Source organism: Arthrobacter sp. NPDC058127 (genome assembly GCF_042884555.1).
Lineage (GTDB): Bacteria > Actinomycetota > Actinomycetes > Actinomycetales > Micrococcaceae > Arthrobacter.
On record NZ_JBHVTT010000007.1, the window covers coordinates 20,396 to 36,571 of the forward strand.

15 protein-coding genes and 1 pseudogene are annotated in these 16,176 nt (G+C 59.7%); 12 read left to right on the plus strand and 4 right to left on the minus strand.

Annotation, left to right across the window (positions count from 1 at the left end; translation table 11 throughout):
* The first annotated feature begins 118 nt into the window (after nucleotides 1-118).
* Nucleotides 119-364 carry a hypothetical protein gene (locus tag ACFVTG_RS11740; RefSeq protein ID WP_390280576.1) on the plus strand — a complete coding sequence of 82 codons (246 nt, stop codon included), beginning with the start codon at nucleotides 119-121 and terminating at the stop codon, nucleotides 362-364.
* Nucleotides 365-660: 296 nt separating this feature from the next.
* Here ACFVTG_RS11740 and ACFVTG_RS11745 read toward each other — a convergent pair whose 3' ends face one another.
* Nucleotides 661-813, minus strand: a complete 153-nt coding sequence (locus ACFVTG_RS11745) for a hypothetical protein (protein ID WP_390280822.1) — start codon at nucleotides 811-813, stop codon at nucleotides 661-663.
* A 72-nt stretch (nucleotides 814-885) separates the two neighbouring features.
* On the opposite strand from ACFVTG_RS11745, the gene ACFVTG_RS11750 reads away from it, so the two are divergent.
* The 3 genes and pseudogenes from ACFVTG_RS11750 to ACFVTG_RS11760 form a co-directional block, all read left to right on the plus strand.
* Nucleotides 886-1,953: a LacI family DNA-binding transcriptional regulator gene (locus ACFVTG_RS11750; RefSeq protein ID WP_390280578.1), complete on the plus strand. Its 1,068-nt coding sequence runs from the start codon at nucleotides 886-888 to the stop codon at nucleotides 1,951-1,953.
* A gap of 11 nt (nucleotides 1,954-1,964) precedes the next feature.
* On the plus strand, nucleotides 1,965-2,960 hold the full coding sequence (locus tag ACFVTG_RS11755) for an aldo/keto reductase family protein (RefSeq protein ID WP_284754999.1): 996 nt from the start codon (nucleotides 1,965-1,967) through the stop codon (nucleotides 2,958-2,960).
* 23 nt (nucleotides 2,961-2,983) lie between these two features.
* A pseudogene (locus tag ACFVTG_RS11760) lies at nucleotides 2,984-3,679 on the plus strand (glycoside hydrolase family 32 protein); the annotation flags it as partial.
* Here ACFVTG_RS11760 and ACFVTG_RS11765 read toward each other — a convergent pair.
* Entirely contained in the window at nucleotides 3,643-4,068 is a 426-nt protein-coding gene (locus ACFVTG_RS11765; protein ID WP_284755001.1) for an RbsD/FucU domain-containing protein, read from the minus strand. The pseudogene ACFVTG_RS11760 and the gene ACFVTG_RS11765 overlap by 37 nt on opposite strands.
* Nucleotides 4,069-4,433: 365 nt before the next feature.
* Between ACFVTG_RS11765 and ACFVTG_RS11770 the strand changes: the two genes are divergently transcribed.
* The 8 genes from ACFVTG_RS11770 to ACFVTG_RS11805 all read left to right on the plus strand — a co-directional run bounded on the left by ACFVTG_RS11770 (nucleotide 4,434) and on the right by ACFVTG_RS11805 (nucleotide 13,636).
* The gene (locus ACFVTG_RS11770; RefSeq protein WP_390280582.1) at nucleotides 4,434-4,871 is read left to right on the plus strand and encodes a heme-binding protein; all 438 of its coding nucleotides are present in this window, start codon (nucleotides 4,434-4,436) and stop codon (nucleotides 4,869-4,871) included.
* Between the two features lie 92 nt (nucleotides 4,872-4,963).
* Nucleotides 4,964-5,809, plus strand: a complete 846-nt coding sequence (locus tag ACFVTG_RS11775) for an aldo/keto reductase (protein ID WP_390280584.1) — start codon at nucleotides 4,964-4,966, stop codon at nucleotides 5,807-5,809.
* 368 nt (nucleotides 5,810-6,177) lie between these two features.
* On the plus strand, nucleotides 6,178-7,125 hold the full coding sequence (locus ACFVTG_RS11780; protein WP_284755006.1) for a substrate-binding domain-containing protein: 948 nt from the start codon (nucleotides 6,178-6,180) through the stop codon (nucleotides 7,123-7,125).
* A gap of 59 nt (nucleotides 7,126-7,184) precedes the next feature.
* A complete protein-coding gene (locus ACFVTG_RS11785; RefSeq protein ID WP_390280586.1) occupies nucleotides 7,185-8,780 on the plus strand; it encodes a sugar ABC transporter ATP-binding protein in 1,596 nt (531 codons plus the stop codon).
* 44 nt (nucleotides 8,781-8,824) lie between these two features.
* Nucleotides 8,825-9,886 carry an ABC transporter permease gene (locus tag ACFVTG_RS11790; RefSeq protein ID WP_390280588.1) on the plus strand — a complete coding sequence of 354 codons (1,062 nt, stop codon included), beginning with the start codon at nucleotides 8,825-8,827 and terminating at the stop codon, nucleotides 9,884-9,886.
* A 72-nt stretch (nucleotides 9,887-9,958) separates the two neighbouring features.
* Entirely contained in the window at nucleotides 9,959-11,611 is a 1,653-nt protein-coding gene (locus tag ACFVTG_RS11795) for a GMC family oxidoreductase (protein WP_390280591.1), read from the plus strand.
* Between the two features lie 44 nt (nucleotides 11,612-11,655).
* Nucleotides 11,656-12,381 (plus strand): gluconate 2-dehydrogenase subunit 3 family protein, encoded by a 726-nt coding sequence (locus ACFVTG_RS11800; RefSeq protein ID WP_390280593.1) that lies wholly within the window; start codon nucleotides 11,656-11,658, stop codon nucleotides 12,379-12,381.
* Between the two features lie 223 nt (nucleotides 12,382-12,604).
* Nucleotides 12,605-13,636, plus strand: coding sequence for a nucleoside hydrolase (locus tag ACFVTG_RS11805; RefSeq protein WP_284755012.1), 1,032 nt, complete (start codon nucleotides 12,605-12,607; stop codon nucleotides 13,634-13,636).
* 844 nt (nucleotides 13,637-14,480) lie between these two features.
* Here the strand turns inward: ACFVTG_RS11805 and ACFVTG_RS11810 are convergent.
* Both ACFVTG_RS11810 and ACFVTG_RS11815 read right to left on the minus strand, forming a co-directional pair.
* Complete coding sequence (locus ACFVTG_RS11810; RefSeq protein WP_390280595.1) at nucleotides 14,481-14,981, minus strand: hypothetical protein; 501 nt, start codon at nucleotides 14,979-14,981, stop codon at nucleotides 14,481-14,483.
* Nucleotides 14,982-15,247: 266 nt separating this feature from the next.
* The gene (locus tag ACFVTG_RS11815) at nucleotides 15,248-16,159 is read right to left on the minus strand and encodes a ribokinase (protein ID WP_284755016.1); all 912 of its coding nucleotides are present in this window, start codon (nucleotides 16,157-16,159) and stop codon (nucleotides 15,248-15,250) included.
* Nucleotides 16,160-16,176: the final 17 nt, after the last annotated feature.

Here is a 16,176-nt window from a genome sequence, read left to right on the forward strand (position 1 = left end):
AACGGCCAATCGGACGGCGAAAAATCATCGGTTCCGCTACAAAGCAGCGGCCCGGTCCAGAAGACGGGCCCCGCTGCACGGTCACGGGGCTCCGGAGTCACCGGACTCACGTGTCCTTGTGCAGGAAACGATCTACGACGAGGTCGTACAGAAGTTGGCCGACAAGGTAAACCAGATCCGTCTTGGGGATCCTCTGGACCAACCCCAGTACCCGCGTTCCTGGATTTCACCGCTGTATCCTCCGGTGGCCACCCACGCGGCCCCCTCTGGGAAGGTGTTGGAGGAGTACAGCGCCTCAAACCCGCGTGCTTCCGGGTTGACTGCTTCGGCGTCGTCCCAATTGGCAATGATGACCTGGTTATGAAGCCCTGTTTGTCCGTGTGGACGGAGTGCTCACGGGATATCGGTCCGTCTTCTTGTGCACATAGCTCCCACATTCCAGCGGAAGCTACTTTCGCCTCACTGAGGAGGACTAAAGAAGACGGTCGTTTTATAACACGGGGCTGGGCTGTCCGCTAATGTCGCATAGGTCGAAAGGAACCTCCCGCGTACCACCCGTATAGAGATGCCTTGGAGATAAGGGAAGTCGGCCTTTCACCGCCGCCCGGCCGGAGTGAACCTTGCTTGGTACCAAATCTCAGCAGCGTTGAGTCAGTAGCGTTAAGACGGTTGTTTAGCCATAGTGTGGGCGAGGCGGTAGGAGTCGGTGCCGGTTTCGATAATGGTGACGTTGAAAGTCCGCCCGTCCACATCCTGAACCACCAGAACGGCAGCTGAACCGGGCATCGCGGACCGGCCCTCGTCGTCAGGCATGCAGGACTCGATGGATATGACGCGCTTTGCAAGCGCTTGCGTTAATTGTTGAAATCGCCCTAGTATGGACGCATGACAGTAAGCGTGGAATCGGTCGCGGAAATGGCTGGAGTTTCTGTATCGACGGTCTCTCGTGCCCTGCGCTCCGTCCCTGGCGTGTCCGCCGCGACTCGCAAGCGCGTGCAAGAGGCTGCCGACGAACTAGGCTATTCGGCGTCTCCGGCTGCTTCGCGGCTGGCGACGGGCCGGACCATGACAGTAGGCATCGTGGTACCCATCCTGGCGAAGTGGTTCTTCGGAAAGGTCATCGGTGAAGCCACACATACGCTCAGGGAAGGCGGATTCGATGTGCTCCTTTTCGAACTGGCCACACCTGGGCAGCGGGAGCGGTTCTTTGGTGGCGCGCATCTGCATGGTCGGACTGACGGTGTCATCATCATGGCGCTGCAGCCCACGAAGGACGAGTTGGAATCGCTCACTTCGCAGGGTCAGGCAGTGGCGCTGCTGGGTGCGGAAGCGCAGGGCATCGGTTCGGTATCCGTGGACAACGTCGGCGCCGGGCGGGCTGCCGTGAGGCATCTGCTCAATCTCGGCCACGAACGGATCGCGTTCATCGGCATCCGTGATGAGGAAGGCAGCAACCTCGGCGGTGTACCTCCCTTGCAACGGCTGATGGGCTATCGGGAGGCCCTCTCCGAAGTCGGACTGCCCCGGGACAGCAAGCTTGAACAGTTGGATGAGAACAGCGTCGCGGGGGGTGCCGCTGCCATGTCGCGGCTGCTTGTCGCGGAACAGGTCCCGACAGCGGCTTTTGTCGCCTCCGATGAGATGGCCTTCGGTGTTCTCAAGGTCCTCCGCAAGGCCGGCTTGGACGTTCCACGGGATTTCTCCGTGCTGGGGTTCGACAATCATGAGCTCTGTGACGTCGTGGACCTGACAACCATGGACCACGAAGTAGCCGAACAAGGACAGGACGCCGCCCGGATCCTCCTGGACATCCTGAATGGACGGCCCCCTGCCACCCTCGTGTTTCCGGCACGCCTGGTTGTGCGGGAGACCACCGCACCTCCCCGTGCCCTGCGCTCAACTGCCAGGATCCCGGATTCTCCTCATTCCGCCGGACGCTCCGGCACCCCCTGAAAGGAAACTTCATGCAATACCGCAAACTCGGCACAAGCGGCATGTACGTCAGCGCCATAGCACTGGGCAACTGGGCTACGCATGGCGAAACCGTGGACCAGGACCTCGCCACCGAATGCGTCCGCAAGGCGCTGGATCTGGGCATCACCACTTTCGACACCGCGGACGCCTATGCAGGCACCAAGGCCGAATCCATGCTCGGCGAAGCCCTGAAGGGAGTCCGGCGCGAAGGCGTGGAGCTCATGACCAAGGCGTTCTTCCCCACGGGACCGGGCAAGAACGACCGCGGCCTGTCCCGCAAGCACGTAATGGAATCCATCAACGGTTCGCTGAGGCGTCTGCAGACGGACTACGTGGACGTTTACCAGGCTCACCGCTATGACTACGAAACCCCGCTGGAAGAAACCATGGGGGCCTTCGCGGACATCGTCCGCGCCGGTAAAGCCCACTACATCGGCGTGTCCGAATGGACCGTTGAAGAGATCCGGGCCGGCGCAGCGCTGGCGGCCCAACTGGGCATCGGGCTCGTGTCGAACCAACCGCAGTACAACATGCTGTGGCGCGTGATCGAGCCTGAGGTAGTGCCGGTCTGCGAAGAGCTCGGGATCACCCAGGTGTGCTGGTCACCGCTGGGCCAAGGGGTGTTGAGCGGCAAATACGGCGCTTCCACGGTTCCAGCCGGCAGCCGTTTCAGCGACGATGACGGCGGACTGAAGACCGAGCACAAGTTCATGCAGCCGGAGGTGCTGGAACGCGTGGAGAAGCTCAAGCCGATAGCCCAAGATCTAGGCGTGCCGTTAGCCACCCTGGCCGTGGCCTGGGTGTTGGCCAACCCGAACGTTTCCGCAGCGATTGTCGGCGCCAGCCGCCCCGAACAGCTCGACGACACAGTCAAAGCTGCCGAGCTGGTTCTAGGGCGCGAAACGCTTGAACTGATCGACGATACTCTTGGCGACGTCGTGGAGCGCGACCCTGCGAAGGTTGAGTCTTTCCCGGAGCGGGTTTAGGCCGGAACTGCCACAGCAACGGCGACTGCTGGTCAGGGTGCCTCGTGGTTGACGAGCGAAACACTGCGGGATACGGAGCGGGGGCGGTAATAGCCCTTGTCACCCAAGCGCCGGAAGGCCGCCAGGCCCAGTACCTTTGGTATTCCACAGACCGCGGGCGGTCGTTTCAGGCCGGCGGCCCGGCCCCTGTGCTGCCCAACCCGGGAGTGAATGATTTCCGCGATCCCAAAGTGATCTGGGACGCTGACTGTGACCGGTGGTTCATGGTCAACGCCGAAGGGCAAAAGCTCGGTTTCTACGCCTCACCGGACCTGCGGTCCTGGCAGCGCGTCGGCGAGTTCCAGCGTAACTACTTGGGGGTGCTCGAGTGCCCCGACATCTCTCGTATTACAGCCGACGACGGTACCTCGCACTGGGTCCTCGGTACAAGTGCGAACGGCAAGGGTCGCGGACTGCCCGCGACGTACGCCTACTGGACTGGAGCCTTCGACGGCAGTTCCTTCACGCCCTACCGTCCCGAGCCGGAATGGCTCGATTATGGCTTTGACTTCTACGGAGCAGTGACCTACCCGATCTTCTTCACCACGGCTCGGCTGGCTTTGTCCGTCGATGGCCGCCATCCACCAGTGCCTGAGCGAATCTTGTTATCGTCAACCGAAATTGGAGGGTTCAGGCGGCTTCTTCAAACGACGCCTTTCTGGAGCATGAAGCACGCATAGGGCTGATCTTCCGCGGTCTGCACCACGACGAACGAATCCCGTACCCGCCTGTAAAAGTCGTGTCGCTCCACGGCCCCGTAGACCAGTTCTAGGCCGGTGGACTCGGAAGCCATGCGAAGAAATCGGGTCTGGATTTCAGTCACCGTCGCCGGGTCTCCGTCCGGATGCATGCGCTCAAGCGGATGCTCGACAAAGCTGTCCAACGGAAGAACACTGAGGATCGCCTGTGCTGCCTGCAGCAGACGAGTTCCTCGAATTTGTATCACGGGGCAGCCGCTCGAATAGGCAGGATAGTTTCTGTCGACCAGGGCAAGCCGATCGCCGTGCCCCATTTCATCGAGCATCTTCAAGAGCTCTCCGCTGAGCAGCGGGTTGATGTTTCTTAGCATGGATCTTCTTTCGATCTACGAGAACACGTTGACGACGGCGCTGAACCCTTTTATGCCCGAAAAGCAACTGCGTCATGGGCGGGTCCCCAGGAAATCCGGCCGATATTGGCCCGGGGGCCTGACTCACTGCCGAGCGAAGCGAACGTAACCCGGCAGACCAGCGGGCCTTCTCAGGTAGCGCCTCCCTCCCTCCTCGGCGAACAACATCCCGAAGCTGCCTGAAGTTGCGCCCCGACTTCGGAACGGCGGAGGTTTGGAAAATTGCTGACTATAGACAACAGCGCCGGAAGGCCTCTACGCTATCGATATTGTAAATATTCACTCTATCTAACATTCATTTTGAGTGGAACACAAGGAGGATGTGCGTGAATAAACTCGTCAGGTCACGGAATATTACTCGGGTGCTGGCGCGCGTTGCCGTCGACGCCGCAGTCGGAAAGTCCACGGAGATGGGTGTGTGCGTCAGCATCGCAGTGGTCGACAGCGCCGGACACCTTGTGTGTTTCGAACGAATGGACAGTGCGCCCTTTCAGACGGCGAAAATCGCAGTTGACAAGGCGTACTCTGTCGCCGGTAACGGCATGGCCACGCACGAGTTCTGGGAAGTTGTCCGTCAGGAGGAAGCCCTGCTGCATGGCGTGGCCACGATCGAAGGGGCAACCATTATCGGCGGAGGACTACCTGTCCTGCACGACGGCGAACTGATCGGTGCCGTTGGAATCTCCGGAAAGAGCTCCATGAACCAGGACCGTGAGATCGCCGAAGCTGCCATCAAGGCTGCTGCAGCTTGCCTGGCGCCCTGAAGCTTCGATTTCGCGTAGCTCGAGCACACCTTTCCTCGCAGAACCCCTGCCTCAACGTCCCAATGTAGATGTCCAGCCCCAAGGAGCACTTTATGTCAATTCAGCCAATTCCCGACTTTGCCCTCAACGACGGATCTGCAATTCCCCAGATCGGCCTGGGCATCTTCGGCCCAAACGACGCCTCTGCCGCCGACACCGTGGCTGCGGCACTCAAGCTTGGATACAGGTCATTGGATACGGCCGAGCAGTACCAAAATGAAACCGGCGTGGGCGAAGGAATCCGCCGCTCCGGTGTCCCTCGGGGCGAAATATACGTCACCACCAAGTTGGGCAATGAAAGCCACGGCTATGACGCGGCGCGCCGCGGATTCGAAGGCAGCCTTAAGCGGCTCGGCCTCGACTATGTCGATCTCTTCCTGATCCATTGGCCGATGACGAAGATTGGCAAATACGTCGAGAGCTGGCGGGCACTTGAGCGTCTGCAAGAGGAAGGCCTGGCAAAATCCATCGGCGTCGCAAATTTTCAGATCCACCACCTTGACCGCCTGATGGCTGAATCAAACGTGGTTCCCGCCGTCAACCAAATCGAGCTCCATCCCGGCCTGCACCAAGCGGAGTTGAAGGCATTCAACACCTCGCATTCCATTGCGACGATGGCCTGGTCCCCCTTGGCCGGGAACCCGTTTGCTAACCGCAAGCTGACTGACAGTCCCGTCCTCCGGAAGATCGGCGCGAAATACGGGAAGACCGCGGCCCAAGTGATTATCAGATGGCACCTCGACCAAGGAAATGTGGTCATCCCGAAGACCGTGAGTCCCGACCGAATGATCGAGAACACGCAAGTCTTCGACTTCCAGCTCGAGGAAACCGATCTTGCGGAGATCGCCGCACTTGAGGTGGGGATCCGGAACCCCTACGACCCCGACCTTATGGACTGAGTGCGCCATAACCACTTTGCGTTGGCTCCTGTAGTTTGCAACATCAAATAACAGATTTGATCCGAAGGCTTCCGCTTTTAACAATGTGGCGATAGTGTTACTAACCACATCATGTAACACTCAAAGATGAGGATACAAAAATGATTCAGCGTTCATTGACTGCCAAGCAGTCGAACCGCAAGTGGACCTCCGTTCGAGCAGCGGCCGTCCTGAGTGCAGGTGTGCTTGCACTCTCCGCGTGCGCCGGAGCCCCAGGAAACGCCGGAGGCTCGAAAGAAAATTATTACCTTCCCGAGAACGTCGCCCTTTATGCGCCCGACAATGCGACAGTACTCAAACAGGCTCCGGGGAACCCTGTCCCAGGACCCGTGACCAAGCAGACGCTGACCCTCCCCTATGCAGGAGCGTTGCCCGTCGCCGACGGACCCATTGGAGACCCGGCCAAAACTTACACCTTCTGCTTCTCTCAAGGGCTGGCCAACAACCCCTGGTCTACTGCACAAAAGGAAAGCCTCATGATCGAGGCCGCCAAGCATCCCAATGTCCAGATCAAGTACACAGAAACGAATGATCCGAGCGAACAAGTCGCTGACCTTCAGTCCTGCGTGAGCCAGAAGGTCAGCGGCATCCTGGTATTTCCCCAGTCGGTGGGTCCGTTGACTCCCGCCATCGATGCAGTCTGCAAAGCCGGCATTTTCGTCATCGGCATGGAACGGACGGTCGACACCGACTGCCCTGATTCTTGGGTCTACCTTGACTACAAGCAAGGTGCTATCCAGATTGCCAATACCATCGGCGAGTCGCTGAAGGGTAAAGGCACCGTGGTGGAGACGCAAGGAACGATGGGGTCCTCGCCCCAGATTCTGCGCCACGAAGGTTTCATAGCCACCCTGAAGTCCAAGTATCCGGACATCACGGTGAATGAAACTTCTCCCGGCGACTTCGATCGCACGAAGGCCTATCAGGCTGCACTCAGCTTCCTCCAGTCACCTCAGGGGAAGAAGATCGACGCCTGGTACACCCAATACAGCGAAATGGCGCTGGGTGTTTACGCCGCGATGCAACAGACGGGCCGGACAGACATTCCTCTCTATACGTGGGGGGACGACAAGTCCACCACTGCGGCCATCCAGCGCGGAGAAGTCTCGGCCGCTGTTCCCGCGACGCCCCTGCACGCGGATCTGGCCCTTCGAGTAGCCATTCAGGCCATTGAGAAAAAGGATTACCCCAAGCGCATCATGCTTGAGCAGCCGCTTCTCCTGACCAAAGACAACGCCCCAGCGTACGACAAGACCACCTGGGGATCCGCGGGCTAAGCGCGGTCTGACCGACCTTTCGCCGTCCAGCAACCGCCGATGCAGGAAAGACAACTCTCATGAAGAAATCATGGCTTCCAATTCACGGATCAGCTCCGCTCGGAAAGCATCCCGATTCCGAGGCACGCAACGGCACCTTCGACGGGACAGTCGTGGCCTTGCGCGGAATATCGAAGACCTACCCGGGGGTGCAAGCCCTCACCTCCGTGGACCTGGACATCTTTCCTGGAACCGTCCATGCGATAAGCGGTGAAAACGGGGCCGGTAAGTCAACTCTGTCGAAGGTCATCTGCGGTCTCGAGCAGCCGGACGCGGGGGAGGTATACATCGATAACAAGAGGGTGCATCTCACCTCCCCCCAAGACGCCCGGCTGCTCGGAGTCAGCGCCGTCCCGCAGGAGCTCTCCCTTGTCCCCCACATGTCTGTAGCGGAGAACCTATGCGTTGCTGCCTTCCCGGCGCGCTCCGGGATGGTCTCACGCAACGCTCTGAGGGCCAAGGCGCAGCCTGTGCTGGATTCCCTCGGCCTCTCCATCGATCCGTTCTCAGAGCTGAGCGAGCATTCCCCCGGCATCCAGCAACTAGTCATGATCGGCAGGAGTTTTGTTGGCAAAGCCAGGATCATCATCCTGGACGAGCCAACCGCCGCTCTGACGGAGCCGGAAGTCGCCCACCTTTTCGAGGTTGTGGAAAAGGCCAAGGACGCCGGCACAGCCTTCATCCTGGTCAGCCACCGTCTCCAGGATCTGTCCCGGATTGCCGACACTGTCACGGTGCTTCGGGACGGAGTCAAGATCGTCACCAAGCCGATGAGCGAGATGAGCCACGACGACATTGTCAAGGCCATGGTAGGACGCCCGGTTGAACGGTTCACGCACGAGATTCAAAACCGGGCAGGCATTGATTTCGAGGTCAAATCCGGGCAGATCAAGTTGCCCCCGAGACTTTCGGTGAAGAACCTGTCGAGTCCCGGCAAATTCGAGGACATCAGCTTTGAGTTGAACCCCGGTGAAATCGTGGGCATGGGAGGGCTGCTGGGTGCGGGCCGCAGCGAAGTTGCACGGGCGATCTTCGGCGTTGACAACTACGATTCCGGCACCGTCGAGGTGAATGGGGTGCCGCATCGGATACGTAATCCCCGGGAAGCCTTCCGCGCGGGCATCGTGATGGTTCCTGAAGAAAGGAAAAGCCAGGGGCTGGTACTGGACATGACCATCGAAGAGAACTTCACGCTGTCGCAACCGGAGGTCATCTCCAAAGGCGGGTGGCTCAGCAGGACGCGGTCTGCGCAGCTGGCGCGGGACCTGATCGGCAAGCTCAGCGTGAAGGCGGCCGGAGCCGGCGTGCCTGTAGGGACATTGAGTGGGGGAAACCAGCAAAAAGTGGTCATCGCCAGGTGCTTTCTCAACGACTTTCCGGTCTACATCTTCGACGAACCCACACGGGGGGTCGACGTGAACGCCAAGTTCCAGATTTACCGACTCATCAACGGACTCGCAAAGGGTGGAGCCGGGGTACTCGTTATCTCCTCGGAGCTGTCTGAGCTGCTGGCGATTGCGGACCGGATCCTTGTCATGCGGGACGGCCGTCTTGTGGATGACATCCCGGCCATGGGGGCCACAGAAGAACGCATCCTCTCCTCCGCGATGGTCTAAGTGAGATCCCGGAACCATTCTGATTCTCTGAGAAGGAAACGCACATGAGCACTGAAGTCGCAACGCCGACTCCCCAAAAGCAGAACTTACGTCGGGAATGGACTCCGGCGGCCCTACGCAAAGCCGGAGCGCTCCCGGCACTCGTTGTCGTCTTGATCCTGGGATCGGCCCTTTCACCGTTCTTTATGACCATCGACAACATCCGAAACGTCCTGGGTCTCGCCTCGATAATCGGTCTACTGGCAGTGGGGCAGGGATTCGTGATAATCGCTGGGGGTGCCGGCATTGACCTTTCGATCGGAGCCACCTTAGCCCTGGCGGCCATTGTCGGTGCGAAGATGGCGCCTTACGGCCCGGTCGGAGTCATCCTGGGCGCATTGTTTACAGGGCTGTTCGTGGGCACAATTAATGGGCTAGGAATCGCCTTCGGTCGGTTACAGCCCTTCATCATCACCCTGGGAACCATGACGATCGCCACTGGCGCCGCGTTTTTCCTCTCGGGTTCGAACCCGATCCGGCTGCGGGGCGACAACGCGCTGAAATGGCTCAGCACTGAGGTATTCGGCATACCTGTTCCGGTGATCGTTTTCGTCCTGACCGTTGCGATCGCTCAGATTGTGCTGTCAAAGACTGTTTTCGGGCGTCAAATCTACGTCCTGGGCGGCAACGAGGAAGCGGCCCATTTCGCCGGCATCCCGGTCGTTCGGCACCGCATGACGGTTTACATGATTTCAGGCCTCTGTGCCGGCATGGGAGCCCTTGTCCTGATGTCACGACTGCAGACCGCGGACCCGGCTTACGGCCACGGCTATGAACTTGCAGCCATCGCGGCCGTCGTCGTCGGCGGCGCCCCGCTCACAGGCGGAGTCGGAACCATCCGGGGCGTTGCAGTCGGCGTCCTGATCATCCAGTTCATCACCAACATCCTGGATCTACTCAACGTCAATCCCTACATCCAGGCCATGGTTCAGGGACTCATCCTGATCGCGGTCGTCGCACTCAACAGGCGCGGTTCGGCAACCTCAGTCCAAGCGCTGAAACGGTCTGTGCCGCTGATTTGCGGCCTGGCACTGGGCGCAATCCTCCTCTTCGGGTTACCGCACTGACGCGTTCAGTTCGGCACCCGTTCATTCCAAAAAGGTCACCGCTTCAGAGGTGGCAAGAAAGGTTAGGTAGTCATGATTCCCAGGAAGAAACCTGAGCCGGTCGAAGTATTGATCATCGGTGCAGGCGCCTCCGGCGGCACGGCCGCCAAGGTGTTTACAGAGGCCGGGATCCGTGTGGTCGCACTTGACCGGGGCCCATTCTTGCGAAATGAACAATTCTCCGGTGATGAACTCAAATACCTGAACCGGAACTACGTCTGGCCGGATCCTCAGCTGAAGCCACGCACGTACCGGCCGGACGAGGAAAGCCCGGAGGAAGAAGTCCAGTTCTCCCCGACCCCCCAAGGCGTCGGGGGCGGAACGATTCATTGGGGCGGCATCGTTCCCCGGATGACGGAGGACGACTTCCGCCTCCGTTCGCTGCACGGTGATATTCCCGGCGCGAGTCTGGTCGACTGGCCGATCGAATACGGTGACCTCGAGCCGTACTACACGCGCGTTGAATGGGAGCTCGGCACTTCGGGACTTGCCGGCGCCAACCGATGGGAAGGACCTCGTTCTAAGGGATACCCCACGAAGCCGGTCGAGCTGACGCACTATGGGCGTGTTTTTGCGCAGGCCATGAAAAAGATGGGCCAGAGCACGTTCCCGATTCCGCAGGCAATGGTCACCGAGCCGTATCGAGGCCGCAACCCGCACGTGAATTCGGGCTTCTGGCAGCAGTATGGCGACCCCGTAGGGGCCAAATCTTCAACGGCGAATACGTTCATTCCGGACGCACTTGCCACGGGGTTGCTTGATCTCAGGCCGGACTGCTATGTCCGGGAGATCGTCCTTCACCCGGACGGAACAGCCAAGGGCGTCATTTACACCGACGCCGATGGCAATGAGGTTGAGCAGCTTGCCGACATCGTGATCTGCTGCGCCGGGGCAATTGAAACCACGCGCCTGCTTCAACTATCGAAGTCAGCGACTCATGCCAACGGGCTCGCCAACAGCAGTGGTCTGCTTGGAGCAAACGCCACTTTCCACGAGTACCTCTTCGCGATCGGACTGTTCGACAAGGAGGTGGTTGATCCCCTGTATCCCTGGGCCGGCCACTACATGAACACCATGTCGTTCGATTACTACCAGACTGACTATGACCGCGGTCACATGCTGGGAACGCTCATCTTCGCCTCTATGCTTGGCCATCCCGTCAACTGGACCTTCCCCGGGCGACCCACTTGGGGACAGGCCTCTAAGGACACTGATCGCGATCTGTTCAACCACAGCATGAAGCTCGGTGTCATGGTCCAGGATCTACCCGTCGAATCCAACAGGGTAGACCTTGACCCAAACGTCGTCGATGCCTGGGGGCTGCCAGTCGCCCGGATTACCCACACCCCTCATGCCAACGACTTCGCCCAGGCCAAGTGGCAGGTTGCCAAGAACATGGAAATTCTTGAGGTGGCGGGCGCCAGCAAGATCATCCCCGTTAACCTCGAAAAGATCACAGGAAACTGCTGCCACGAGATGGGTACGGCAAGGATGGGCAACGACCCGTCAAAGTCCGTCGTCGACAAATGGTGCCAGACCCATGACGTGCCGAACCTTTACATCTTCGACGGCAGCTTCTTCCCAACCTCGACCGGCGTTAATCCGACGCTTACCATCATGGCCAACGCCTGGCGGTGCACTGAACGCATCATCCATGTCCGTGGCAAAGGCCGCACAGCGGACTGACGCCACTTTCCCTGATTCAACAGACAACAAGGAGGGTTTCTCCCATGGTCAGCCAATCCCAGGCCCACTGGCCCACAGTGCCAATTTCGGCTCGAGACGTAGACGGGCCCCTGTTTTTTACGGACGATGAGTGGACCCTCGTCCGGGCCGCGACGGCCAGAATCATCCCCACGGATTACGATCCCGGGGCGGCGGAAGCCGACGTCGTACGATTTCTGGACCGATTTCTGTCCGGTGACTTCGTGTATGCCAGCGCCACTGGTGACGGATTCCTGGAAATACGCGGGAAGGAAGCCGAAGCCTGGCAAGCGCGAATCAGGCACAGGCAGTCCGTCTACCGCGAAGGACTAGCGGCCCTGAAGGCGCTCAGTCTGGACAAATACGCCAAGGACTTCCACGAGCTGTCGGATGACGAGCAGGACGCGCTGCTCGTTGAAACCTCCGGGCGGCCAAAGCCGCGGCACGTTCAGTTGCACGATGACGAAATTTTCAACTCAGGGGAGGGCGGCCCGCCCCCGACCAACCAACCGGTCAGCGACGCCGGCCTCGGATTCTTCGACATGCTCGTCGCGCATACGCGTCAGGGCTTCTATGCCGATCCCGTGTATGGAGGGAACAAAGATTTTGTCGGGTGGCGAGTCATCGGGTTCGACGGGCCGAAATCATTGGCGGACACGGTAGCCGGCCGTTACACGACGACTGACTACATGATCATGGGAGCCACCTGGCCGTACCCGCAAAGTCCCAGGGTTCAGCGCTTCGGCCGCTAGGGCGGGCTGAGGCCGGCAAGTTTTCGTTACCGAGCCCAACACAACCATCGCATTTGTTATTTTCTGTTACCAGAATCATCAAGGCTCGGAAACTTCCTGGGTGCATCGAAAAAATGGGGCTATAAACCCTTGACGGGCTCCCAAGTACGTGTGACATAATGATAAATGTCACAAGATGTTAGACATAGCTGTTTATCCAGCCAACGAAGATTGGAGTAAGAAAGTGGAAAAGACCCGCATCATTCTCGATACGGATATCGGAACCTACTACGACGACGCCTTTGCGGTGATGTTCGCGGCTCAGTCGCCGGAGCTGATCGTCGAAGGCGTCACCACCTGCTACGGAGACACGCACCTGCGGGCTCAGATCGCAGTCAAGGTCCTGGAAGCGGCCGGCCGCAGCGACATCCCTGTGTTCAAGGGCATCGGTATGCCGATGCGCGGCCATGCACTGATGTTCGGTTTCGAGGGCGAGGGCATCCTCGAAGAGGGCGAAGAGCCCCAGTACGAAGACCAACACGCGGTTGATTTCATCATCGAAACGATCATGAACAACCCGGGTGAAATCAAGGTCGTCACCCTGGGTACGGTGTCAAACGTCGCCCACGCCATCCTTCGCGAACCGCGGGTCGTGGAGAACATCAAGGAACTCATCATCATGGCGGGCGTTGTTATCCCGATTGTGGATGAGAAGGGCGTCCGTCGCTCGCCTCGCGAGGAGTACAACTTCAACAACGATGCCATCGCTGCTGAAATCGTTCTGAACTCCGGCATGCCGATCACATACGTTCCGTGTGATGTGACGCTCTACACGCCACTGTTGAAAGAGGACGAAGACCGCATCAGGAAAGCCGACACTCCGATTACGGAAATGGCCACCCGGATTCTCGACCTGTGGCCCCCGCAGGAAAAGCTGATCTACACCGCCGTGGGAATTGCAACCGAACACACGGCCCTGTGGCTGCATGATCCGCTCGTGGTCATGCATGCCTTCGATCAGACCTTGCTGAAGCTGTTCCCGCTGCACATCGCCACGGAGTACAACCTGACGCCGATCGAACGTGACATGTACGTTGCGAACGCGAACGGACAGCAGGATCTCTTGCGCACCAACCCCAAGAAGCTGCCACCGAACATGGACGTGGCACTCGAAGTGGACGGTCCCCGGGTCAGCCACTTCTTCGCAGATCGCCTCACTGCACCCCTTGGAAACGGCGTTACGAAGGAACTGGAAACCCAGGGCGCCTCTTCGTAGATTCCGCGTACGGAACATGTGCCACTCCGCCCGAACCCCGGGCGGAGTGGCACATGGCTTTCGGGCAAACTCCCTGAGGTAGTTTCGCCTACTCAAGATCGTTTTCTACGGTAATCCCGTGCCCGCACGAGCAGGTGCCGGCCGCATATTGGTGAAAAGAGCAGGACATGAAACCAGGTCAGGGACCAGCATCCCTTGCGGGGCGCACTCGAACGGCGGCCGCTGAAGGCCGACCCGGTCCGCGGCTCCCCGGACGACGTATGATCTTTGCGCTGACTCTCTTGGTTTCGTGGATCGCGACCTTTTTCCAGGGCAATACAGGTGCAGCCGCTGAGAAGGCCTGCTACGAAACGATCAGAATGGCCCTGCATGATTCCGGTTCGATTGCCTTCAGCGATGCCACTAGATCGGGAGGTGACCCGGTCTGGACGGTCAATGTGACAGCCGATGTGGAAAATTCACTGGGAACTGCAACGCACATCAAATATGTGTGCCGAACGCACCGTGAGCCCGGCAGCACCGAATGGAACGTTGACTCTTTGTCACGGTAAAGCGGCGCCGGCACAGTTGCCTTAAACACGGTCACGGCCTGTCAAAGACAGTGCTCTGATTTCTTCCGGACAATATGCATCGAATTCTCCCCGCCTGGGAGCCGAAACGCAGCAGTCCGGCCTACTGCAAATGGAGCGACCTGTTCCGATCCTCCGCCGGCTTCATCGGGCTGGCAGGTGAACCCAGCCAGCCTCGACCTCGAAGACATCGGGAAAAGTTGCAAGCCATTCCGGGTGATCCTGTCCGCCCAGAGAATCACTCGCGGTGCCCGAAAAGTTGTACTAAGTCGCGCCTATTGGATGTGTCCGCGGTGCCCGGTAGTGGCTGTGTGGGCGAGTTGCTCGTGTCTTCGGCACCAGCGGGACCGTTTCAGGGTGTGGTCGGGGGAGAGCGGCCTGGACCAGACGGGGCGGACGAGCAAGTGCCCTCCAGTAACGACTGGCCGATCAGCTCGCTGAACAAGAACACCAATCTGCGTCGACTTTACTTCCCCGAGTATGGATCTCAGCTGTCCACAGGGCCTCGCGTCGGCCGCGGTCAGGATGGAATGCTCGACGGCGACGAAGGCTATCTTGGGTCCGCGGCGGGCGGCCAAGCGGTGGTCTCTCGCGGCGAGGTAGGTGTTCCTGGACCGTGCGGCCGACATGGCCGCGATGCCCAGGGCCGCCTTGAGGTATTTGCTCAGGGCTTCCCTGGCGTCGCGAAACGGTACCATCGCCTCCTCGATCCGTGCAGTGAGCGCTTCGATGACCCGGGTGTGGGAGTCGATCTGGTCCACGTGCAGCCGGGCCATGAACGCGTGGTGGGGTTTGAACCGCCCGGTGAGCGCGTCAACGAGGCCGGGATATTCGACCGCAACACGCCCCGGGCCATCCCGGCCAGCACATCGGGGTTGCGTTCTCCCTTGATGAGGGCCTCGAGCATGTTCCGGGAAAAGACTCCCCTCCTCGTGCACGGACAGCTTCATGAACCGTTGCAGGGCGCTGAATTGCGCCTCCGTCACAATGGCTCAGTTTCGAGCGCCGCCGATAGGCATCCCGCTCTTGCGGAGAATGTTTATCACACGTGGGTTCCCAGGCCTTGGGCTGTCGGGTAGGAAGACTGGGCGCCGAGTCTCATGACCGAGAACGATCCCGCGGCAACGCCCAACTGGACCGACTCCGACAACGGGCGGCCGACGGCCAAGCACGCAGCGAGTGCGCCCACGAAGGCATCGCCCGCACCGGTGGAATCGATCACGGGGCCAATCGCGGGAGCCGATACGTGGCCCTCATCCTCCTTGTCGAGCCAGTACGCACCTGCCGCGCCCATTGTGATGACCACTGAGGAAGCGGTCTCGCCGAGCTGACGAGCTGCCTCGCGTGAGCTTGCTTCATCGAAGACGGGCCTGGATAGGAGCGCACTGGCCTCGGACTCATTCACCACAAGGGGATCGGCATGGCGAAGGAGACGTTCGTCAATACGCACGTATGGGGCAAGATTCAGCACACACCGCAAACCGGCCCGCTGTGAGGCATCCAAGGTCTCCTGGATAGTAGCCACCGGCACCTCCGCCTGCACCACAACGATTGCCCCGCGGCGAACGTGGTTCAGGGATTCTCGTACGTGGACTTCGGATAGGCCAAGATTCGCTCCGGCAACCACCGAGATGGAATTCTCCCCGTTGGGGAAGACCGAGACAAACGCGGCGCCAGTTCGTCCGCCCGGCAAGATCTGGACCTGGCTGGTATCTATCCCTTCAGCCTTGAGGCTGCTGAGCATGGCCGCTCCCTCGGCATCGTCTCCGATGGCGGCGATGAACCTGACGGAACTCCCCAAGCGTGCCGCGGCCACAGCCTGATTGGCGCCCTTGCCGCCTGATTGGGTGTGGAAATGGTGTGCAAGAACCGTCTGCCCTGGTTCTGGAGGCGCATCCAGCTGGATGATGTAGTCCAGATTTGCCGACCCGACGACGACTACTTCAGTGGACATGCTTCTCCTTGGTGTTC